Origin of the sequence: Nonomuraea sp. NPDC049028 (genome assembly GCF_043197735.1) — a bacterium.
GTDB lineage: Bacteria > Actinomycetota > Actinomycetes > Streptosporangiales > Streptosporangiaceae > Nonomuraea.
This window is the reverse complement of record NZ_JBICTR010000007.1, coordinates 546,471-568,253: the sequence shown is the minus strand read 5'-3', so window position 1 is coordinate 568,253 and position 21,783 is coordinate 546,471. Positions and strand designations below refer to the sequence as shown.

Annotated in this window: 20 protein-coding genes; 7 read left to right on the top strand and 13 right to left on the bottom strand. The window is 69.5% G+C overall.

Annotated elements, in window-relative coordinates; translation table 11 throughout:
- Nucleotides 1-30: 30 nt before the first annotated feature.
- On the top strand, nt 31-1,230 hold the full coding sequence (locus ACGFJ2_RS29910; protein WP_358180609.1) for a protein kinase: 1,200 nt from the start codon (nt 31-33) through the stop codon (nt 1,228-1,230).
- A 100-nt stretch (nt 1,231-1,330) separates the two neighbouring features.
- On the opposite strand, the gene ACGFJ2_RS29905 is transcribed toward ACGFJ2_RS29910, so the two are convergent.
- From ACGFJ2_RS29905 to ACGFJ2_RS29885, 5 genes are all read right to left on the bottom strand, one after another.
- Nucleotides 1,331-2,299, bottom strand: a complete 969-nt coding sequence (locus tag ACGFJ2_RS29905; protein ID WP_393473816.1) for a hypothetical protein — start codon at nt 2,297-2,299, stop codon at nt 1,331-1,333.
- A gap of 231 nt (nt 2,300-2,530) precedes the next feature.
- Nucleotides 2,531-3,472: an NADH-quinone oxidoreductase subunit H gene (locus tag ACGFJ2_RS29900; RefSeq protein ID WP_393473813.1), complete on the bottom strand. Its 942-nt coding sequence runs from the start codon at nt 3,470-3,472 to the stop codon at nt 2,531-2,533.
- Nucleotides 3,465-3,998 carry an NADH-quinone oxidoreductase subunit C gene (locus ACGFJ2_RS29895; RefSeq protein ID WP_357954879.1) on the bottom strand — a complete coding sequence of 178 codons (534 nt, stop codon included), beginning with the start codon at nt 3,996-3,998 and terminating at the stop codon, nt 3,465-3,467. Before ACGFJ2_RS29895 ends, ACGFJ2_RS29900 begins: the two co-directional genes overlap by 8 nt.
- Nucleotides 3,995-4,504: an NADH-quinone oxidoreductase subunit B gene (locus tag ACGFJ2_RS29890; RefSeq protein WP_393474000.1), complete on the bottom strand. Its 510-nt coding sequence runs from the start codon at nt 4,502-4,504 to the stop codon at nt 3,995-3,997. The genes ACGFJ2_RS29895 and ACGFJ2_RS29890 overlap by 4 nt, the downstream gene beginning before the upstream one ends.
- Nucleotides 4,505-4,592: 88 nt before the next feature.
- Nucleotides 4,593-4,964, bottom strand: coding sequence for an NADH-quinone oxidoreductase subunit A (locus tag ACGFJ2_RS29885; protein ID WP_357954877.1), 372 nt, complete (start codon nt 4,962-4,964; stop codon nt 4,593-4,595).
- A gap of 85 nt (nt 4,965-5,049) precedes the next feature.
- On the opposite strand from ACGFJ2_RS29885, the gene ACGFJ2_RS29880 reads away from it, so the two are divergent.
- The 4 genes from ACGFJ2_RS29880 to ACGFJ2_RS29865 all read left to right on the top strand — a co-directional run bounded on the left by ACGFJ2_RS29880 (nt 5,050) and on the right by ACGFJ2_RS29865 (nt 10,804).
- Entirely contained in the window at nt 5,050-6,534 is a 1,485-nt protein-coding gene (locus tag ACGFJ2_RS29880) for a polysaccharide deacetylase family protein (RefSeq protein WP_393473808.1), read from the top strand.
- Between the two features lie 245 nt (nt 6,535-6,779).
- Nucleotides 6,780-8,624, top strand: a complete 1,845-nt coding sequence (locus ACGFJ2_RS29875; RefSeq protein ID WP_393473805.1) for a 2-oxoacid:acceptor oxidoreductase subunit alpha — start codon at nt 6,780-6,782, stop codon at nt 8,622-8,624.
- Nucleotides 8,617-9,663, top strand: coding sequence for a 2-oxoacid:ferredoxin oxidoreductase subunit beta (locus ACGFJ2_RS29870; protein ID WP_393473802.1), 1,047 nt, complete (start codon nt 8,617-8,619; stop codon nt 9,661-9,663). The genes ACGFJ2_RS29875 and ACGFJ2_RS29870 overlap by 8 nt, the downstream gene beginning before the upstream one ends.
- A 73-nt stretch (nt 9,664-9,736) precedes the next feature.
- Entirely contained in the window at nt 9,737-10,804 is a 1,068-nt protein-coding gene (locus ACGFJ2_RS29865) for an acyltransferase family protein (RefSeq protein WP_393473799.1), read from the top strand.
- Here ACGFJ2_RS29865 and ACGFJ2_RS29860 read toward each other — a convergent pair.
- Genes ACGFJ2_RS29860 through ACGFJ2_RS29840 form a run of 5 tightly spaced genes read right to left on the bottom strand, consistent with a single transcriptional unit; the run spans nt 10,801 to nt 17,219 of the window.
- Nucleotides 10,801-11,676: a Gfo/Idh/MocA family protein gene (locus tag ACGFJ2_RS29860; RefSeq protein ID WP_393473796.1), complete on the bottom strand. Its 876-nt coding sequence runs from the start codon at nt 11,674-11,676 to the stop codon at nt 10,801-10,803. The two genes, ACGFJ2_RS29865 and ACGFJ2_RS29860, sit on opposite strands and share 4 nt — an antisense overlap.
- Nucleotides 11,673-12,968: a hypothetical protein gene (locus tag ACGFJ2_RS29855; RefSeq protein ID WP_393473793.1), complete on the bottom strand. Its 1,296-nt coding sequence runs from the start codon at nt 12,966-12,968 to the stop codon at nt 11,673-11,675. Before ACGFJ2_RS29855 ends, ACGFJ2_RS29860 begins: the two co-directional genes overlap by 4 nt.
- Before the next feature lie 11 nt (nt 12,969-12,979).
- Nucleotides 12,980-14,266 (bottom strand): hypothetical protein, encoded by a 1,287-nt coding sequence (locus ACGFJ2_RS29850; RefSeq protein ID WP_393473791.1) that lies wholly within the window; start codon nt 14,264-14,266, stop codon nt 12,980-12,982.
- Between the two features lie 11 nt (nt 14,267-14,277).
- Nucleotides 14,278-16,377, bottom strand: coding sequence for a glycosyltransferase (locus ACGFJ2_RS29845; protein WP_393473788.1), 2,100 nt, complete (start codon nt 16,375-16,377; stop codon nt 14,278-14,280).
- Nucleotides 16,378-16,397: 20 nt separating this feature from the next.
- Nucleotides 16,398-17,219 carry a WecB/TagA/CpsF family glycosyltransferase gene (locus ACGFJ2_RS29840; protein ID WP_393473785.1) on the bottom strand — a complete coding sequence of 274 codons (822 nt, stop codon included), beginning with the start codon at nt 17,217-17,219 and terminating at the stop codon, nt 16,398-16,400.
- A 107-nt stretch (nt 17,220-17,326) separates the two neighbouring features.
- Between ACGFJ2_RS29840 and ACGFJ2_RS29835 the strand changes: the two genes are divergently transcribed.
- Entirely contained in the window at nt 17,327-17,872 is a 546-nt protein-coding gene (locus ACGFJ2_RS29835; protein WP_393473782.1) for a dTDP-4-dehydrorhamnose 3,5-epimerase family protein, read from the top strand.
- Here ACGFJ2_RS29835 and ACGFJ2_RS29830 read toward each other — a convergent pair.
- Nucleotides 17,811-19,211 (bottom strand): O-antigen ligase family protein, encoded by a 1,401-nt coding sequence (locus tag ACGFJ2_RS29830; RefSeq protein ID WP_393473997.1) that lies wholly within the window; start codon nt 19,209-19,211, stop codon nt 17,811-17,813. The two genes, ACGFJ2_RS29835 and ACGFJ2_RS29830, sit on opposite strands and share 62 nt — an antisense overlap.
- 2 nt (nt 19,212-19,213) lie before the next feature.
- On the bottom strand, nt 19,214-19,939 hold the full coding sequence (locus ACGFJ2_RS29825) for a hypothetical protein (RefSeq protein ID WP_393473779.1): 726 nt from the start codon (nt 19,937-19,939) through the stop codon (nt 19,214-19,216).
- Between the two features lie 107 nt (nt 19,940-20,046).
- Here ACGFJ2_RS29825 and ACGFJ2_RS29820 point away from each other — a divergent pair, with 107 nt between their 5' ends.
- Entirely contained in the window at nt 20,047-20,943 is an 897-nt protein-coding gene (locus ACGFJ2_RS29820) for a DUF6492 family protein (RefSeq protein WP_357954855.1), read from the top strand.
- Between the two features lie 22 nt (nt 20,944-20,965).
- Here the strand turns inward: ACGFJ2_RS29820 and ACGFJ2_RS29815 are convergent, their stop codons facing one another.
- Nucleotides 20,966-21,772, bottom strand: coding sequence for a hypothetical protein (locus ACGFJ2_RS29815; RefSeq protein WP_393473776.1), 807 nt, complete (start codon nt 21,770-21,772; stop codon nt 20,966-20,968).
- Nucleotides 21,773-21,783: the final 11 nt, after the last annotated feature.

The following is a 21,783-nucleotide window of genomic DNA, read 5'->3' as shown; positions in this document are numbered from 1 at the left end:
GTGAAAGTCCTGCGCGATAGTCTTCCCGCCATGTCGTACAGCCAGCCGCCTCGTCCCAGCGGCGGAGCGTGGGCGGCGGCCATCGTGTGGGCGGTGCTGCCGCTGCTGACGTGTGGGCTGGCGACGCCGTTCACGATCGGGTTCGCGGCCTACTGGCTGCGGAGCACGTGGCACGTCGTCGCGGCGGGCTTCTATGCCATCTGCATCGGCTCGTTCTTGCTGGCGGCCATGAGCTACGCGGAGTTCGACGAGATCCCTGACCCGCTGTCGGGGTTGGTCTCGTTCGGGCTGGTGATCAGCTGGCTGGGCGGGGTCATCCACTCGGGCATCCTCGTACCCAAGATGGTCAGGGCCCGCCTCAACAGACCTGTCTACCAGCCTCCCCACCTGCACCGGAACACTCCCCCGCCCTTCGATCTGCACCAGCGCACCACCGCCCCGAGCCACCAGCGCCGACCGCACGAGCCCGAGTGGATCGGGCACTACCGGGTGCTCCAGCCGCTCGGGCGGGGCGGGCAGGGCGCGGTCTATCTGGCGATGGCGCCCAACGGCGTACGCGTCGCGGTCAAGGTCCTGCACGACCTCGTGGACGAGGTGGCGCGGGCCAGGTTCGCCAGGGAGGTGGACGCGGCGCGGCGGGTGGCGACGTTCTCCACGGCCCGGGTGCTCGACGTCAGCATCACGGGTCAGCACGCCTACATCGTCAGCGAATACGTCGAGGGTCCGTCGCTCGAACATCTCGTACGCAAGTACGGCCCGCGCGACGAGGACAGCCTTACGCGGCTGGCGTTATCCACAGCCGGGGCACTCGCCGCCATCCACAAGGCGGGGGTTGTCCACCGCGACTTCAAGCCGAGCAACGTACTGATCGGATCGGACGGACCGCGAGTGATCGACTTCGGGATCGCGCGGGCGCTCGACCAGATGACGGTGACCTCGGGCAAGATGGTCGGCACCCCGCCTTACATGTCGCCCGAGCAACTGTCGGGGGCACCGGTGGGGCCGCCGTCCGACGTGTTCAGCTGGGCTGTGACGATGATGTTCGCGGCGACGGGACGGCCGGCGTTCGGGGAGGACACGGTGCCCGCGGTGTTCAACCGGGTGCTCACCTTCCATCCGGACCTGTCGCCGTTACCGCCCGCCCTCCGCGCCATCGCGGGCGCCTGCCTCCACAAGAGCCCCGACGACCGACCGTCCGCGTCCGACGTGATGCTGGCCATCGTCCACTGACCCGATCCGCCTGGGCCTGACCCGCCTCCACCAGGGACGAACAGGGCCGAGCGGGCGAAGACGACTTCCGGGGCATGTGAGGCATGGGCCGCCGACATGATCAGGGTGTCGCGTCCCGGGAGTTGAGGGTCAGGGCGATGTACTCCTCACGCGACACCGCATGCACAGCCAGCCTCAGCCCGTGCCGGCGCGCGAAACGATTGGCCGCGTCGGGCAGCCATGACCCTGGGAGATGGTGCACAGCGTCTTCCCGCTTATTCAGGATTACAAGGCCTGACAAACCGTCGTAGTGGTAGAGCAGCAAGCTCACCGCGTCCGCCAGCCCCTCACCGATCCGTATCTTCGGCAGCTGAGCTTTACCCTGGTGGATCTCCAGCTTCTCGTATGGCGTAACACTGATGTACGCCCCCGTGCCGGAGCCGAGGATCAGGCCACGATCAGCACGCCAGCGCTGAATGCGAGCCGACACCGGACGTACGACGAGCAGTAGGGGGCTGAAGCCCACCGCCAGCCACTTGGCCTCCACGACGTCCAAGAGCATCCGGCCGACCGCCGAGATGCCGCGCCAGGCCATCCACATGCCGGTCGACGCGAGGTACACCATCGCGGCCAGTCCGGCGACGCCGACGCCGATGCTCACCGGTTTGCGGTACCTGAGCAGCGCTGGTGGAGGCTGGCCGTGGAGGCGACGCCAGCCGGGGGCGCGGGCGGCGAGCACGGCGCGTACCCGCTCCGAGGGGTGGTGGCGGGCGTCGACCAGCGGGATGCCGGTCCTCACCACGAAGTCGGTCAAGTGTGGGAAGTACCATTCGCCCGGCAGGTCGAGGAGCACCAGGCCGTCTTCGTCGAGCGCGGCCAAGCCCTGGACCGCGTGGGTCTTGGGCTTTTTGGACGACACGAGGAACGCCTGGTCGTAGCTGTAGCAGTAGAGCGTCGCAGGCCTCAGCTGTAAGGATTGGCCGGATGCGGCGTCGGTGACCGCCAGTGCGTCACCGTCCCACGAGATGGCGGTCTTGGGACAGCGTGCTCCGGGGTGCGCCCCCGCTACCGGTCGAAGCTGAACGTCCATGACGATCGTCGTCCTCCCCCTAGCCCCCTATTCACATAAGACGGATAAGTCGGAGGTAAAGTTTCGAGCACGGGAAACGCCCACGTGACGGCCCCAAACGACTAATCCGGCGACCACAATGGTCCCCGGGTGTTTCGTCACACGACCGTCGTGAGCAGAGGCCCGATAGAAGGACACCGCTTCGAGAAGCGGAAGAACGATGCCCGGCAAACCTTTGTGGACACCGCCCCACTAAGTGAGGACCTTCACCACACCCGTCAGCGCCAGTTGCGCCAGCGCCAGCGGCACCAGCACCACCCAGGCCAGCTTCTGCAGTTGGTCCTCGCGCAGCCGGGGAAAGCTCACCCGCAGCCAAATCACCAAAAAGGCCAGCACGAAGACCTTGACCAGCGTCCACACCCACCCGGCCAGCAACGGCCCGTGCCAGCCGCCCAAAAACAGCACTGCGGTCAGGAACGACAGCACGACGATCCCCACATACTCCGAGAGCATGAACAGGGCGAACCGCATCCCGGTGTATTCGGTCATCGGGCCCATGATGATCTCGGACTCGGCGATCGGCATGTCGAAGGGCGGGCGGCGCAGCTCGGCCAGGCCGGCCAGGAAGAACACCACGCCGCCGATGGCCTGCCACGGCAGCCACCACCACTGCCACGCCGACACGATCCCCGGGATGGACAGCGTGCCCGCCGCCATCGCGACCGAGGAGGCCGCCAGCACCAGCGGCAGCTCGTACGACATGAGCTGGGCGGCCGCCCGCATGCCGCCGAGCACCGAGTATTTGTTGGCCGACGCCCACCCCGCCATGATCGAGCCGAGCACCCCGATGCCCATCACCGCGAGTACGAAGAACAGCCCGAGGTCGAGGTCCACGCCGACGAGGCCCTGGTCGACGGGGATGGCGATCAGTACGAGCAGGTACGGCACCAGCGCGACACCTGGGGCGATCATGAAGATGCGCCGGTCGGCCGCGGCCGGGATGACGTCCTCCTTCTGCGCGAACTTCACCCCGTCGGCGATGAGCTGCGCCCAGCCGTGGAAGCCGCCCGCGTACATCGGCCCGAGGCGCGACTGCATGTGCGCCATGACCTTGTGCTCGGTCTGCCCGACGATCAGCGGCAGCACGAGGAACACGACGAGAATGGCGGCGAAGCGCAGCACCACGTCAGGCATCGGGTGTCCCCCAGTCGGCGGGTACGCCGGGCGGCAGCGTCTTGCGCCGGCTCGGCGAGCCGTGCCCCGATTCGCCCGGCTCCTTGGCTCCCGGCCAGGGCTTGGCCACCCGGGCGGCGAGGATGAAGTCCTTGCGCAGCGGATGCCCCTCGAAGCCGTCGGGCAGCAACAGCGGCACCAGGTAGGGGTGGCCGTCGAAGAGCACCCCGAACATCTCGTACGTCTCGCGCTCGTGCCAGTTGGCACCCCGGTAGACGCCCACGGCCGAGGGCAGGCGCGGGTCGGCGCGCGGCACCCGGGTGCGGACGAGCACGCGTTCGCACGAGTCGGGGTCGTAGACGTGGGCGACCACGAAGAACCCGTCGGGCGGATCGTCGACCCCGGTCAGCCAGTCGAAGAAGGTGTGGCCGGAGTCCCTGAGGAAGGTCAGGACCTCGATCCAGTCCGCCGTGGCGACGTCGACGGTGGTCTCACCGAAGGAGGTGGAGACCGAGACTCGCTCACCGAACCGCTCTTCCAGGGTCACAACTCTCCCTCGTGCGAGCGGGACCACACGTAGCGGTCGCTGAGCCGCTCCGCCGCGATCTTCTCCTGCAGCTTCATGATCCCGTGCAGCAGCGCCTCCGGCCTGGGCGGGCACCCGGGCACATAGACGTCCACGGGAATGATCTGGTCGACACCATTGGTGACGCAGTAGGAGTCCCAATAGGGCCCGCCGGTGTTGGAGCAGGCACCGAACGAGATCACGTACTTCGGATCGGGCATCTGCTCATAGAGACGCTTCACAGCGGGAGCCATCTTGTCGGTGACGGTGCCCGAGACGATCATCAGGTCGGCCTGGCGCGGCCCGTTGGCGAAAGGGATCACCCCGAACCGGATGAAATCGTGCCGGCTCATCGAGGTCGCGATGAACTCGATCGCGCAGCAGGCGAGCCCGAAGTTGAACACCCACAGCGAATATCGCCGCCCCCAGTTGAGCACGAAGCGCATCGGCTTGGGCGCCAAGCGCGAGATCGGCCCCACTGTGGGCATCGGGAGATCCGTGGCTGCCATACGACCATTGTCCCTCGCGATCTCCCCCAGGAGTAGAGAGTCCCCGGGTGATCGACCGAAAAACAACCTAAGTCCAGGCGAGTACGCGCTTCCGCCAGGCATAGAGGATGCCGAGCGCGATGAACCCCAGGAAGACGAACATCTCCACGAGCGTCGTCAGCCCGTATCCCGGCGCGTCGAAGACCGTGGCCCACGGGAAGAGGAAGACGGCGTCCACGGCGAAGACCACGTACAGGTAGGTGAAGACGTAGTAACGCACCTGCGACTGGGCCCAGCCGTCGCCGACGGGGTCGACGCCGCACTCGTACGTGGTCAGCTTCTCGGCCGTCGGCCTGGTCGGGCGCAGGAGGCGGTTGGCCAGGAGGGCCCCGGCCACGATGGCCACGCCGATCAGCAGCAGCGCGGCGACCAGCACGTAGGACCCGAAGTAGCCGTCCATGTCCTGATCGTAACCCAGTCAAAGCTCCGTCCCTATCACCCCAAAACGGGGTAAACCACGCGATCTCCCCCATAGCCTGTCGGCCATGCACAAAAAGCGATTCTTCGGAGGAATCGCGCTGCTAGTCCTCTCCGCGGCAGGTGGTGGGCTGGCAACCGCCTCCCCCGAGCCTGAGCACGAGCACGACGTCATGGTCCCGGCGGAGCCGACCATGATCGACTTCGTCGACCCGGCGACCGTGGACGGTCTGGGGACCAGAAACCTGGGCGGCGACGAGGGCGAGAACGCGGGTCGCTATGTGCACATCACCTACCCCCAGCTGCCGGACGCCCCCCGCCTCAACGCGGCCCTGCGCGGCGAGGCCGAGCGGGTGCTGCGCGGCTTCCGCGAGGCCACCAGGTTCGACGCGCCGCGCCCCCGCCCCGAGCTGAACATGGACTGGCAGCTCACCGCCGCCTCCGGCGAGATCGTCGGGGTACGGCTGCGCACCGGCGAGTCCCTCGGCGACGGCTGGAGCAACTCCACCCGGACCCTCTGGTACGACCGCAAGACCGGCCAGGCGACCGGCTCGACGGGCCTGCTCGCCGCGCAGAGCGCGCTGTATGACCTCACGCGCCTGGTCAGGAGCCAGCTCGCCAAGCGCGGCACCCCGACGACCGCCCACGAGCTGACCGGCGAGCAGTTCGACTCGATGGCCTTCAACCATGACGGGGACCTGGTGGTGGAGTTCGACGACTGCCAGGTCGGGCCATGTTCCCTCGGCCGCGTGGCCGTGGCCGTACCCGCCCGGCAGGTGGAGCCCCTGCTGTCGCCGACCGGACGGGCCGCTCAGCATGCCGTACGGACGGCCGCCGAGCAGACGTCCGCGACCGTGCCGAAGACGGTCCCGACGCCCAGCCCGGAGGCCGCCAGCAACCAGGCGGGCTCGGTCGACTGCGCCCAGACCAAGTGCGTCGCGCTGACCTTCAACGACGGTCCAGGCCCCGCCACACCCCGGCTGCTCGACGTGCTGCTCAAGGCAAAGGCGCGAGCCACCTTCTTCACCATCGGTATCAACGCCGCCGCCCGGCCGGACCTGGTGCGCAGGATGAGTGCCGAGGGGCACCTGGTGGCCAACCACACCTGGGCGCACCGGGACCTGTCGCAGCTGCCGACCAGCAAGATCGCCGATTCGCTCGGCCGTACCCAGGACGCCATAACGACCACCATCGGCGAGCGCCCCACGCTGATGCGCGCTCCCTACGGAATGGTGAACGAGGACGTCACGGACGTGGCGGGAGAGATGGGCCTGGCCATCGTCGGCTGGGACGTCGACGCGGGCGACGGGCGCGTGGACGACGCCAAGACGATCACCGACCGGGTGACCCGCCGGGTGCGGGCCGGGAGCATCGTGCTCATGCACAACGTCAACAAGACGATCGTGGACGCGGTCCCGGACATCGTCAAAAGATTGCGCGGGAAGGGTTACACCCTCGTCACCGTTCCAGAGTTGTATGGAACAGCGAGGATGCAGGCAGGACGCCTATACCGGCCGGGGTCGGCGAGCACGCCAGAGCGCCCCCAGACGTAGTCCACGCCCTGGGGGGACGTATAGTTGGCGCTCGTGACCCGAACAGTCCTCTTCGCACGGCTGCACGTAGACCTGTGCACAATCGCCGGCGGCCTGTGTCACCCCTAGTGGTTCTCCGGTAGCCCCTGATTGCCTCCGCGTTTACCCGCATTATGTGGCGAGGAAACGTGTTGAACCTCGCGAGGATCTAGCATGGAAACTGAGAACGCGCCCACAGCCACCGGCGCGTCGAGGAGGACTGAGCTGTGACGAAGCAGGTCCAGCAACTCGACCGCGTGATCATCCGATTCGCCGGGGACTCCGGTGACGGCATGCAGCTCACGGGCGACCGCTTCACCGCGGGCACCGCGGAGTTCGGCAACGACCTGTCGACGCTGCCCAACTTCCCCGCCGAGATCCGCGCCCCCGCAGGCACCCTCCCCGGTGTGTCGAGCTTTCAGCTGCACTTCGCCGACCACGACATCCTGACGCCGGGTGACGCCCCCAACGTGCTCGTCGCGATGAACCCGGCGGCGCTCAAGGCCAACCTGGGCGACCTGCCCCGTGGCGCCGACATCATCGCCAACATCGACGAGTTCACCAAGCGCAACCTGCAGAAGGTCGGCTACGCGGCCAACCCGCTGGAGGACGACTCGCTCAACGAGTGGCGCGTCCACGCGGTGGCGCTGACCTCGCTGACGGTCAAGGCGCTCGAAGGCTTCGACCTGTCCAAGAAGGACGCCGAGCGTTCGAAGAACATGTTCGCGCTGGGCCTGCTCTCGTGGCTGTACCACCGGCCGACCGAGCACACAATCAAGTTCCTTGAGCAGAAGTTCGCCAAGAAGCCGGAGATCGCCAAGGCCAACATCGCGGCCTTCCAGGCGGGCTGGAACTACGGCGAGACCACCGAGGCGTTCTCGGTCTCCTATGAGGTGAAGCCGGCCCAGCTGGCGCCCGGTGTCTACCGCAACATCTCGGGCAACCAGGCCCTGGCCTACGGCCTCATCGCCGCGAGCGTGCAGTCGAAGCTGCCGCTGTTCCTCGGCTCCTACCCGATCACGCCGGCCAGTGACATCCTGCACGAGCTGTCCAAGCACAAGCGGTTCGGCGTCCGCACCTTCCAGGCGGAGGACGAGATCGCGGGTGTCGGCGCGGCGCTGGGCGCGGCGTTCGGCGGCGCGCTGGGCGTGACCACGACGTCGGGGCCCGGTGTGGCGCTGAAGGCCGAGACCGTCGGCCTCGCGGTCACCACGGAGCTGCCGCTGCTCATCGTCGACGTGCAGCGGGCCGGTCCGAGCACCGGCATGCCGACCAAGACCGAGCAGACCGACCTGCTGATGGCCATGTTCGGCCGCAACGGCGAGTCTCCGCTGCCGATCGTGGCGCCGATGTCGCCGAGCGACTGCTTCGACGCCGCCATCGAGGCGGCGCGGATCGCGGTCAAGTACCGCACTCCGGTCATGCTGCTGTCGGACGGCTACCTGGCCAACGGCTCCGAGCCGTGGCGCCTGCCGGAGGTGTCCGAACTACCCGACATCTCCCAGGAATTCACCACGGCGCCCAACGGTGATGACGGCGAGTTCCTGCCGTTCAAGCGCGACACCGACACGCTCGCCCGCCCGTGGGCCATCCCCGGCACGCCGGGCCTGGAGCACCGGATCGGCGGCATCGAGAAGGCCGACGGCACGGGCAACATCAGCTACGACCCGAACAACCACGACCTGATGGTCAGGACCCGGGCCGCCAAGATCGCCGGCGTCGACGTGCCCGACCTGCAGGTCGACGACGCCGACGGCGACGCCAAGGTGCTGGTGCTGGGCTGGGGTTCGACCTACGGCCCGATCGCGGCGGCCGTACGCCGCATCAGGAAGAGCGGCGGCAAGGTCGCGCAGGCGCACCTGCGCCACCTCAACCCCCTGCCCGCCAACACCGGCGAGATCCTCAAGAGCTACGACAAGGTGCTGCTGCCCGAGATCAACCTGGGCCAGCTCGCGCTGCTGCTGCGGGCGCGCTACCTCGTCGACATCATCAGCTACAACCGTGTGCGCGGGCTTCCGTTCAAGGCCGAGGAGCTGGCCGGAGTCATCCAGGACGTGATCGACAGTGACTGAGCTGATCAATGGGAAGGGCCTCTCGCTCGTCCCCAAGACGGACACCAAGCAGGGCCTGAAGGACTTCAAGTCCGACCAGGAGGTGCGCTGGTGCCCCGGTTGCGGTGACTACGCGATCCTGGCCGCCGTGCAGAGCTTCCTGCCGGAGCTCGGGCTCAAGCGCGAGAACATCGTGTTCGTCTCCGGGATCGGCTGCTCCTCCCGCTTCCCGTACTACCTCAACACCTACGGCTTCCACTCGATCCACGGCCGCGCGCCGGCGATCGCGACCGGGCTCGCCGCGAGCCGGCCCGACCTGTCGGTGTGGGTGATCACGGGTGACGGCGACGCGCTGTCGATCGGCGGCAACCACCTGATCCACGCGCTGCGCCGCAACGTCAACCTCAACATCCTGCTGTTCAACAACAGGATCTACGGTCTGACCAAGGGCCAGTACTCCCCCACCTCGGAAGTCGGCAAGATCACCAAGTCGACGCCGATGGGCTCGCTGGACAAGCCGTTCAACCCGATCTCGCTGGCCATCGGCGCCGAGGCGTCGTTCGTGGCCAGGACGATCGACTCCGACCGCAAGCACCTGCAGTCGGTGCTGCGCGAGGCCACCGCCCACCGCGGCACCTCGCTGGTGGAGATCTACCAGAACTGCAACATCTTCAACGACAACGCCTTCGAACAGCTCAAGGATCCGGAGATCCGCGACGACATCACGCTGCGGCTGGAGCACGGGCAGCCGATCGTGTCGGCGTCGAAGGCGGTCGTCAGGGCGGCCAACGGCGGCATCGAGGTGGCCGACCGCGCCTCGGTGAGCGCCGACCAGATCCTGGTGCACGACGCGCACCACCCCGACCCGTCGCTGGCCTTCGCGCTGTCACGGCTGGACGAGCCCGCGTTCGAGCACGTGCCGATCGGCATCTTCCGCTCGATCGACCGGCCCGCGTACGACGTGCTGATGGCCGAGCAGATGGAGGAGGCCGTGGCGCAGAAGGGCGCCGGCGACCTCAGCGATCTGCTCATGGGTGGAGACACCTGGCGCATCGGCTGAAACCGTGGGGTAACGCAGCTCCTTCGCGAACCGATACACCTCCGATGCATCGGACTCGCGGGGGAGCTGCGGAGTGGCCGAAGCGCAAAACGGGCCTGGTCAATCCCGGCTGAACGCCTTCAACCTGCTGCGCCTCCTGGGCGCGCTGGCGGTCATCGTCGAGCACAGCTGGGTGCTGACCGGGCACGGGACACCCCTGACCCCCGACAGCGGGATAGGGGTCGGCGGCATAGGCGTCGGGGTCTTCTTCCTCATCAGCGGCTACCTGATCAGCACGAGCTGGCTGTCCGACCCGTCGGTCCGCCGCTACACGCTCCGCAGGGCATTGCGCATCTATCCCGCGTACGCGCTCGTCGTCGTCGCCACGGCCCTGCTGCTCGGGCCCTTGGTGAGTACGCTGCCCGCCGCCTCGTACTTCTCCGGCTCCGGTGCCTGGGGCTACATCGCCAGAGGGCTGCTCATCCAGCCGGTGAGCTACGCGCTGCCCGGCGTCTTCCAGGGGCTCCCCTATCCGGACGCGGTCAACGGGTCGCTCTGGACGATCTGGGTGGAGGTGCTCTGCTACGTCGGTGTGGCGGTCATGGGCCTGCTGGGGCTGCTGCGCCGCCGGACGGTCCTGGTCGGGCTGGTGCTGCTCGCGCTGGCCGCCGCCTCGGTCATCCACCTCACCGGCTACTCCGGTCCGCTCATCCCCCTGGTCGTGTCGGCGTACGCCGCGCAGCCCGTGGCGTTCTTCGCGCTCGGCATGCTGATCAGGGAGCTGCGCTGGGTCCCGCCGCTCTGGCTGACGGTCCCCGTGGTGCTCGCGTGGTGGCTGCTGTGGGGCACGCCGGTGGCCAATCTGGGGGCCATCGCGGCGGTCACCTGCCTCACGTTCCTCATCGCCTTCCGCGCGCCGACGTGGCTGCACCGGCCCACCGGCTCCTACGACCTGTCGTACGGGACCTACCTGCTGGCCTTCCCCGCCCAGCAGGTGCTGGTCCAGTACGGGCTCCGGACGCCCGCGCTCGTGTTGCTGGCCACGGTCGGCATCGTGCTGCCGCTGGCCGCGCTCAGCTGGCGGCTGGTCGAACGGCCCGCGCTGCGCCTGCGGCAGCGCAAGCCCGCCCCGGTCGCGGTCGCGGTGCCGGAGACCTCTTAGCGCGGCTCCGCCTGCGCCAGGAGCCGCTGCAGGTGCAGGCCCCGGTGCACGTCGATCTCGTGTGAGCGGCCGGTCCGTACGGCGGTGGCGAACTCGGAGCGCAGGGTCGCTCTGGTCTCCGTCGAGTCCTCCGGCAGGTGTTCGGAGTCGAGCACCAGCGTGCCCTCCGGGCCGTACAGCTCATAGCGAGTCCTGCGGCGCTGCGGGACCCGGCCGCAGATCGTCAGCTGGCTGATCACCTCGTTCTCGTGCAGGCAGGTCAGCGCCAGGAAGCCGGCCCGGTTGCCGGCCGGCCTGACCTCCGTGATGCGGCCCAGCGCCGCGTCGAGCAGGTCCAGGCCGTGCGGCCCGGTGTTGTAGAGCACGCCCGCGCGGGAGCGCCACGGGCTGTCGGCGAAGGTGTCGTCCAGGAATTCGCCGGTGAGCTGCATGGCGCGGGCACCGATGGCCGGGAAGTCGCGGGCCCGCTTGAGGAACTCGCGTACGGCGGGACGGTAGCGGTTGGTCAGCACGAGTTGCGTGGCCACGCCCGTGGCGTCCACCTCGTCGGCGAGCGCCTGCGCGTCGCGTACGGTCAGCGCGATCGGCTTCTCCAGCAGCAGCGCCCGGCCCTGACGTGCCGCCTGGACGGCCATGGCCGCCTGGACGTCGGGCGGGACGGCGAAGACCACGGCCTCGCACCGCTCCAGCAGCCGTTCGTAGGAGGTGAAGGCGGGCACGCCGAATCGCTCGGCCAGCGCCTGGGCGGCCGGGGCGCGCCTGCTCCAGACGCCCGCCAGCCGGGTCTCTGGCCCGGCGGCGAAGACGGGGGCGTGGAAGTCGCGCGCCCAGGGCCCGGCGCCGACCAGGCCCACGTTCACCGGCGCGCTCATGCCGTGACCTTGTAGACGTGGTAGGTGTTCTCCCGCTCGAAGGTGTCGGTGAAGCCGCCGTCCTTCACGGGGAGTGTCCTGTTCTCGAACAGGACCTCCACGCTGGAGGCCGAGTCCAGCGCCTTGGGCAGTTTCAGCGTCTGGCGCCCCGGCTGGACGCCCGCCTTGGGCATGGCGAAGACGTAGGAGGAGCCGTCGAGGTCCTTGAGCATGGTGTCGAGTCCCGGCGCGAAGGTGTGGACGTAGGACTGGGTGTTCAGGACGGGCGCGAGGGTGCGGATCCGCCGGTTCAGCTCCGTCACGGCCGTCCGCGTCGCCTGGGCGCACGGCTCGCGCAGCACGTGCTGGCTCGGGCAGGGCCCGGCGAAGCTGTGGTTGAAGTAGATGACGCCGCGTGCCTCGTGGATGAGGGAGTTCATCACCGCGCCGGCCAGCTCGTCGCCGGTGATCGCGCGCAGGCCGTTGGAACCCGGCCAGCCGAGCTCCACGAACGCGTAGATCGGTTGCCTCTTGCCGTCCAGAGCGTCGAGCTTTCTGCCCCGGTCGACGACCATGCCGTAGTTGGCGGCCCGCGGGCAGCGGTCGGTCGGCAGCTTGATGAAGTTCTCGGCCTCCGGGCAGATGCCGGTGTCGGTGTACCAGTACACGTCGGTGGACATGACGTCGGTGTAGCTGTTGACGAACTTCTTCGCCTCGTCGTCGGACTCCCACATGGCGATGCCCTTGCCGTAGTTGGCGTAGTGCAGGCGGCCGTCGTTCTTGGGTAGCTTGTCCTTCAGTGTGCGCATCGCCGTGTAGCCGCAGGGCGGCTTGTCGGGCAGGCACACCTGGCCTTCGCCGCCGTACTTGCCGCTCCAGACGCCGTCACCCGGCCCGGCGAACATGTCGGGCTCGTCGGCGATCATCCAGCCGACCGTCTCGCTGCCCGACCCCGCCAGCGGCTTGCTGGTGATCGCCGACATTCCGTTGGCGCGGATCAGGCTCATGTCGCTGTTGGCCGTCAGCTCGACGTAGGTGTTGAGCCCGGCCTCCTTATCCATCCGCACGTCGCGTTCCTCGACCACGGACTCGAACCAGACTCCGATGGGGAAGAACGATGGAGCGGTCCAGCCCGCGGCGGCCGGGGCGCTGAACTTGGCGTAATAGGCCGGGCCGCCCTCCCAGGGGACGCGCGGCAGGCCGAGGTCGTCACGGGTCGACTTGGCCTGCGCGAACACCCAGCCCACGGCGATCACCAACAGAGCGGTGACCGCGATGAGCAAGATCCGTCTGTTCGTCGTTCGAGAAGTCATTGCCCTCCCAGCTACGGGGCGATCCGGTAGACGTGATAGCTGTGCTCCGCGTCGAAGGTCTCGGTGAAGTGTCCCTCCCTGTCGACCGGGATGCTCCGGTCTTCGAAGATCTCCTCGATGTGGCCCGCCGCCGAAAGATCGCTGGGTACGGTCAGCACGCGCGGCCCCGGAGCCTGGCCCCGGCCGAGCATCGTGAACAGGTAGTAGGCGCCGTCGTGGCGCTTCAGCATGGTGTCCAGCTCGGGCGCGAAGTCGTAGGCGTATGACTGGGTGTTGAGCACCGGCGCGAGCCGCGCGATCCGGCGGTCGAGCTCGGCGACCCCGCGCCTGACCGCCTTCCCGCAGGCGCGCCGGAGCACGTTGTCCACCTTGCAGGCGGGGTCCGTGCCGTGCGCGTCATAGACGATCCCCCTGGCGCCGTGGATCAGGGCGCTCATCGCCGCGCCGCCCACCTGCTCGGGGGTGAGGCCGGAGAGCGAGATGATCGCGTACACCGGCTGCCGGCGGCCGTCGGCGGCGTCCAGGGTGCGCAGCCGCTCGACGGTCGCGCCGTAGTTGGCCGCCAGGCGGCACTGGGCCGCCGGCAGCTGCAGCCACCGGGTGGCCTCGGCGCAGACGTTGGGGTCGCCGTACCAGGAGACGTCGGCCGCGACCACGTCCGAGTAGCCGTTGACGAACTTGGCGGCCAGCGCCTCCTCCTCCCAGTAGGCCACGCCCTTGCCGAAGGAGGCGTACCGCAGCCGGTCGCCCTTGGGCAGGCGCTCGGCGAGCGTGCGCATGACGGTGTAGCCGCAGGTGACGAGTACGGGGACGCAGACGGGTTTGCTGGTGAAACCGCGGGCGCCCGTCCAGCGCCCGTTGCCCGGTCCCGCCCACACGTCGGCCTTGTCGGCGATCAGCCAGCCCACGGTCTCGGCGCCCGCGCCGGGCAGCGGGCGGCTGGTCAGCGCGGTCATGCCGGACTTCCTGAGCAGCTCAGGACGGCTGCCGTCGGCCAGTTCGACGTAGGTGTTGATGCCCGCCGCCCGGTCCAGCGCGACCTCCCAGCCGGTCCGCGCCGAGGCGAACCAGAGCCCCACGGGGAAGAACCCGGGACGGGTCCAGCCCGCCCTGGCGGCCGAGCCCTGGTAAGCGGCGGGCCCGCCTTCCCAGGGCACCGCCCGCAAGGCCATCGCCGGTGCGGGCAGCGTGCTCGCGACGGGCTTCGGCGGGACGGACCGCAGCCACAGCCCGCCCCCGACGGCCACCGTCGCGGCGGTGAGCAGCGCCGCCCACCGCGTGACTGTCAGTATTCTCACGCCCGCCCTCTTCAACTCCGTGCGTCGGGTGTCTGCTCGGCCAGCGCCATGAGGTCGGCCGCCCGCGCCGACCAGGAGGCGCCGGCCAGCGAGCCGCGCAGCCGCTCCGGCGACTGCGGGCCGCCTTCGGCCAGGCAGACGCGGATGGCCTCGATGAACTGCTCAGGGGTGGTCGCGGTCCTGACGCGGTCGGCGTAATGGGCCAGCTCGTCGAACTCGGTGCTGACCACGGGCAGGCCGAGCGCCAGGAACTCCTTCAGCTTGATCGGGTTCGCGTGCTTGATCCACTCGTTGTCCAGCCACGGCATGATCGCCACGTCGAAGCCCGAGCCGTAGGCGGGGATCACCGAATAGGGGCGCAGGCCCAGCCAGTGCACGTTGGGGTGCTTGGTGAGCCGTTCGATCTGCCCGTTCGCGTCGCCGACGAGCACGAGCGACGCCTCGGGCAGGCCGAGCGCGACCCGTTCCAGCAGGTCGAAGTCCACCACGAAGTCGTCCAGGGCACCGAAGAAGCCGATCCTGGGCCCCGGTACGGCCCGCAGGTCGGCGGGCTGCCGGTCGGCCGGTACGCGGCTGAAGTGCTCCAGGTCGACCCCGTGGTCGAGGAAGCGGGCCCGCGTGCCCGCGAGCGGGCGTTCCTCGGCCATGAGCCCTCGGCTGGCGTACACCACGTGGTCGGCACGTTCCAGAAGGTCACGTTCGAGGGTCTCGATCGTCCTCGTGTCGGACTCGGGGAAGGCGGAGTGGCGGTCCGAGCGGTTGAAGATCAGCGCCCGGCGGCGCATCGGGCGTACCACGTCCCAGGCGGTGGGGATGGTCACCACGATCACCGGCACCTTCAGGCCCAGCCACCCGCAGACCGCCCGTACCTGCGTCCTGACCAGCCAGGCGTTCAGCCCGCGGCCCAGGCGCGAGCCGTAGAGGGGGAGCGGGAGCGGCGACATCACCCACAGGTTCGGCTCCACCCGCCTGACGAACTTGGCCACGCTGCGCAGCTTCCTGGCGATGCGCCGCAGCACGAAGGTGGAGCGGCCGGGCAGCGGCATCCGCATGCCGATGCTGTTGACGATCAGCACCTTGCGCGATCCCGCGAGGTGGCGCATGAGCTGGAAGTCGGAGTGGGCCCGATTGTGGTACCACCAGTCCTGGGCGGAGAAGCAGACGTACGCGGGCGGCGATAACGGGCGACCGCCCGGCGGTGTCGGCCACTCGTCCATCGTCGCGAGTTCGCGCAACGCCGCCCGGTGCCGCTCCCCTGCCCGCCGGCCACGGGTGACGGCGCGCAGCGCCTCGTTCAGGGCGACCGCCAGGCGCATGAGCAGCGCGCGGGGCCTGCCGTACCGCTGCCGGTGCAGCCGCACCCGGTTGGCGGCGGCGAGTGTCCACAGCGGGGCGGAGTTGGCCTGCTCGCCGCCGAGGTGGACGGCCACCGCCCTTGGCTCGTAGCGGATCGAGAAGCCGTGATCGCGGATCTTGAGCATGTACTCGGTCTCCTCCGAGTACAGGAAGTAGCGCTCGTCGAGCGGTCCCACGGCGTCCAGGCAGGCGCGCGAGACCAGCCAGGCGGCGCCCGTCGCCCAGTCGGGCGTGCCCGGCCGCTCGTAGGCGCGCGGGTCGACGACGAGCTCACCCAGCGGTGCGTGGCGGCCCGCTCTGAGCCCGCCGAGCAGCGCCTCTCCCACGGCCCGCAGGACTGTGGGGCGCCGGCGCAGGGACAGCTGCAGCATGCCGTCGGCGCCCAGCAGCCGGGGCACCGCGATGCCCGTGCCGGGCACGGCCAGCGCCTCGCGCAACAGGCGCACCGAGTCGGGTTTGAGCCGGATGTCGGCGTTGAGGATGAGGACGTCACAGCCGGGGGCGGCGGCGATGCCCGCGTTGACGCCGGCCGAGAACCCGCCGTTGCGGCCGGTCTCTACCAGCTCGACGGGTACTCCGGTCGCGAGCACCCGCTCCACCGTGTCGTCGGGGGAGTCGTTGTCCACGACGATGATCCGGGCCGGCTCCCCTTCGCTCAGCACGGTGTCCAAAGAGTGCAGGCACTCCTCGATGACCTGCCCGCTCTGGTAGGTGACGATCACGATGGCAAGCGGCGACCGCTCGGGAACAGTCATCAGGCACCAATCTGTGGGGATCAGGAGCGCCGGCCCGCGGCCAGCCGGTGCCACGCGGCCCCGGCCAGCAGCCTGAGCGCGAAGGGCAGGTCGTCACGTAGGTACCGGCGGATGAGTCGACGGGGCTCGAGGGCCAGCCTGAACAGCCATTCGCCGCCCACCCGCTGGATCCCGTCCGGAGCCCGCCGGAACTGCCCGGCGGCCATCGGGATGGCGGCGCCGCAGCCGATGTACCAGGCGTGCGGGAGTTCGGGGCGGAGCGCGGCTATGACGCGTTCCTGCTTGGGGAAGCCCAGGCCGACGAAGACGAGGTCGGGCGCGGCCGCGCGGACCTTCTCCACGGTCTCCCCCATCCCGCCGGCCAGCCGCTCGAAGCCGAAGGGCGGTGCGTACACTCCGGCGATCCGTAAACCGGGATAACGCCGGACCAATACCTCACCGGCGGCCTCCGCCACCCCCGGCTCGCCGCCGAGCAGGAACACCGACCGTCCCTCGCGGGCGGCGACCTCGCTGAGGGTGAAGATCAGGGAGGCCCCGGTGACGCGGTCGGATACGCGCAGTCCGCAGAGGCGGGCGGCCCACACCACCGGCATGCCGTCCGCGACCACGAGTTCGGCGCCCGCCACGAGCCCGGCGAGCTCGGGGTCGCGGGTGGCGGCGCGGACGATGTCCACGTTGGCGGTCACGATCATGCCGCCCAGGCCGTCGTGCCAGGCCCGCGCGAGGTGCTCGGCGACCTCCGGCTCGGTGATGGCGTCGATCCCGACGGCGCCCACCCGCGCGCGGGGCGCGAGGGGTAAGGCGCGGTTCTTTGGACCGTTCTCATCCGACGAGTGGTCCATCGGAATGCCGCACCCCCCGTCAGCCGACTCACCCTTTGGACATCGGTATCGGGCTATATCCGTTACACGGTGGCCGACCGGAGGAGACACCCGCCAGGATGGGCTCCATGAGAGTCGAACAAGGCGCGCTCGCGGGGACCTTGCTGTTCGTCCCGAGCCCGCACAGTGACGAGCGCGGCCTGTTCACCAGGACGTTCGACGCCGAGATCGCGGCCGAGCACGGCCTGGACCCTGCGGCGTTCGTCCAGGACAGCCAGTCCCGCACGGTCAAGGGCGCGATCAGGGCCATGCACGGCCGCTCCGGCCGGGGCGAGGCCAAGCTCGTCAGGTGCGCGCGCGGCGCGGTGTACGACGTCCTCGTGGACGCCCGGCCCGGCTCGCCCACCTTCGGCGAGCAAATGTCGGTGCTCCTCGACGACGAGACCTTCACGCACCTGTACGTGCCGCCCGGCCTGCTCCACGGCTACCAGGCGCTCAGCGACGCCGACGTCTGCTACCGGATCGACCGGCCGCACGACCCGGCCGAGGACATCTCCGTCCGCTACGACGACCCCGACCTGGCGATCGACTGGCCGCTCCCGGTATCGGCGATCAGCGCGCGGGATCTGGCGGCCGGCTCGTGGAAAGAGGCACGGCGGCGACTGGAGAGCTGACCTCGCGGCGCGCGACTGCCCTTTCAGCGTCCCCGCGCGCCCGCACCTCCCGGCGCGCGGCCCGCATCAACGCCCCGGCCAGGCCGATGAGCAGGAACGACAGCGCGGTGGCGGTGCTGAAGGAGTTCAGGTCGAACGTGGCCGAGCCCACCACCGGCACGATCAGGCAGGCGGCCAGCGTCAGCCCGAGGTCACGGGTGCGGTCGTCCACGCTGATGCTCCTGACCCGAACCGCCGACCACATCCCGACGACGAACAGGCCGACGAACGCCAGCACGCCGATCGCGCCGCCCTGCACGGCCGTCAGCAGATACTGGTTGTCGAAGACCGGGTGGTGCGGCGGGAACCAGGTGCCGTTGCCCCGGCCCAGCAGGGGATGCTGCGAGAACTCCGAGATCGCCGTGGTGTAGTCGTTGGTCCGCCAGCGCAGGCTCTCGTCGTTGTCCAGATTGGTGAACAGCCCGGCGATGGCCCCGATCAGGCCGGGGACGAGCAGCTTCATGACGACCAGGAAACCGGCGAGCGCGACGGCCGCCCTGACGCGCCGGGCGTTGGGCCAGCCGAGGAACAGCACCGCCCCGGAGGCGGCCAGGCCCAGCACCGTCGAGCGTGAGGCGGAGAAGGCCATCCCGCAGGCGATCAGCGCTACCAGGGTCCACCAGCGCCGCTGCGGCTCACCGTGTTCGCGCGCGCCGAAAGCGTAGTGGAGGGCGACCGGCAGCACCATCGCGGACACGACGCCGAACTCGATGGGGTGTCCCGCGGTCGAGGCCACCCGGTTGAGCCCGTTGCGCTCCAGGATCGTCACTTCCACCGCCCGCAGGCGGCTGCCGGGGATCTGCATGTACTGGGTCACGTCGAACGACAGCAGGAACTGGATCGCGCCGATCACCCCCATGATGGCGCCGACCACCACCAGCGTCTTCAGCACCAGGTCGATCCGCTCGCGGCTGGGCACGCCGTCCACGCCGATCAGCGCGATGCCCACCATCGCGACCGCGATGACCAGCACGTGGTCGGACAGGTCCTGCTCGTACGAGGGCAGCCACCCGGCGGAGGCGTAGGCGTAGGTCGCGAGGAAGGCGAGCGCGTAGAAGTAGATCGCGTACCGCACCGCCGACGGCCCCTTGGCCGCGCCGAGCGTACTGGTGAGGTGCGCGCAGAACCACCAGACGGCGGCGAACAGCCCGATGGCCTCCGCGTAGGTGAGGTCGAACGGCAGGCCGCCGATCACCTGACGGGCGGGCACCAGCATGAGGACCACGGTGAAGATCGCGCACAGGGTGGCGGCGTCGGCCCGGTGGGGCACCGGCCGGACGATGGACCGCTCGATGGCCACGTTCAACGCTGCAACACCGCTTCCTCGGTCCTGACGTCCGCCTCGGGCGCCGGTTCCGGCCCGTCCCGCTCGTCCCTCCTGCGCCGCAGCCCGGTCATGACGCTCTCGGCGCAGAAGGAGGCGCCGAGCGCGGCGGCCACGCCCAGCGCGAACACGGCCGCGGCGCTGCGGATCTTCCCGCCGCGCTCCGGCTGCGGCTCGGTCGGGGAGACCATCTCGTTCAGGTTGATGTACGTCTCCGGCGGGGCCTTCAGCACTTCCTGGCGCCGTTTCAGCTCGACCTTGGCCCGCTCGGCCACCCGGACCACGATCGCCCGCGCGTCCTGGGGCGCCAGGCTCTTGCCCTCGATGACCACGAAGGGCGCGCTGATGAGCAGCTCGGGATTGGGGTGGCCGTTGTTGACCTTGTAGGTGGTCTTGCCGTCCGGCCGGATGCCCATCTGGCCGGCCACCTCCGCGGTGTTGAGTATCTGCACCAGGATGGAGGCCGACATGTTCAGCCCGCCGTCGAAGTTGAGCAGCGGGTTGATGATCGGGTTGGGGTTCTTGGGGTTCGGCGGCCGGTACGACCCGCTCGGCGGCACCGTGAGCACCATGACCGTCGTCGAGGAGTACTGGACGGGGATCTGGGTGTAGACGCCGTAGGCGGCGGTCAGCGTCAGCAGGAACGCGGGAGCCGCGATGTACCAGCGACGCAGGAGGACGGTGATCGCGCTCCAGAAGTCCAACACAGCCCCCCAGGCATGTTCCAGCCGTACTTCAGAGCATCGGCGAGGCTGCGACCAGCGTTACTTATCACGTGTAACGTGCCAAAGCTTCACTCCGATGAGGGTGAGTGACCAAGCCCATGGCCTCGCTTGCTGTCGTCACCCCCAGCTATGGACCCGACGCGGATCAGTTCGCCGATCTGCACCGCTCCGTACTGGAGTACACCCCAGAAGACACCGTCCACCACGTCTTCGTGCCGCGCGCCGACCGGCGTCTGTTCGCCGCCCACGAAGGGCCCCGCTGCCGGGTCAGGACCGTGGGAGAGCTGCTGCCGAAGCGCTACGTCAAGGTGCCCCGGCTGGGCATGTGGGTCAACGCCCTGCGCCCGTGGCCGCCCGTACGCGGCTGGGTGATGCAGCAGATCGTCAAGCTGGCGGCCACGGCGGCGATGGACGCGGACGTGGTCCTGGTGGCCGACTCCGACGTGGTGCTCGTCCGGCCGACGACCGCCCAGCGCTCCCTGGTCGGCGGCCGGCCGCTGCTGCACCGGCTGGAGGACGGGGTGCACCCGCTCATGACGCGGCACGTGCTGTGGCACCAGGTCGCCCGCGAGCTGCTGAAACTGCCACCGGCGCCCGAGCCGCCGCTGCCCGACTACATGAGCCCGCTCACCTTCTGGGATCCCGCCATCGTGCGCGGGCTCCAGCGGCGGCTCACCGAGAACACCGGCCGGCACTGGGCCGACGCCTTCGGCTCCCGGCTGCACGTGTCGGAGTTCATGCTCTACGGCCTGTTCGTGGACGAAGTGCTCAGCGCGCCGGACGGGCGCCCGCCGTCGGACACCGGCCTGTGCCACAAGACCCCCGACGAGTCGCCGATGGACCTGCCGACCGCCCTGGCCTTCGCCGATCGGCTCGGGGACGGGGCGATCGGGATGATGATCTCCGCCAAGTCGGGCACCCCGCGAGAGGTGCGGCAGGCGGCCATCGAGCGCTGCGCCGAGGTCGCCAACCGGGTCGCCTGACCCGATTGGCGAACCCGGTTGCCTAGCCCGCGCGGCCGTCCTGGTCGGGCTTTCGCGGGTCGGGGGCGATCCCCAGGAACTCGCCGTTGATCCGGGCGAACTCCTCCGTCGGGGGGCCGTCGTTGTCGCGGTCCGTGGACGGGTCGTCGTCGGATCCTCCGGAAGACATGACCGTTGGGCGGCCATTAAGGGGCTTCGCCGCTTCCGGCTCGGCGGCGGGTTCGGGGACGTCCGCTTCGTCCTTGGCCGGCTCCGCCGGGGCGGTACGGCCACGGACGCGGCGGATCCACATCAGGTAGGCGGCGCCGAAGCCGAAGAGCAGGGCGACGACCAGCACCTCCACGGCCAGCTGGAGCTTGCCCCCGCCGTCGTACTCGACCGGGATCAGCGCCACATTGTTGACCGCGATGAACGTGCTCTTCGGCGCGCCCAGCGAGGTCTGGTAGCTGGTCAGCTCCTCACGCAGGCGCCGCTCGGCCCGTTCGAGGATGCCCTTCGCCGTCTCCGCCGTCCGGCTCACGACCTTGATGTGGATGAACGGGCCCTGCGTCACGACGCCCAGCAGGTCCGCGTTGGACCGGCCGTCGTCGATGACGATCTCGGTGCTGCCGTTCTCCTCGATCCCGAGCTTGCGCAGCTCGTCCTTGCTGTTGAGCGCGAGGATGAGGATGCCCGCGACCGTCCGCAGCCCGTCGTTGTACTGCAGCAGCGGGTTGGTCAGGCCGACCGGCTTGGTGGGATCCATCGACAGGGTGCCACCGGACGGCGGCGCGGTCAGGATGAGCGACGACTCGGTCTCGTAACGCGGTGACCCCACGAAGAACGCCACCAACGCCAGGA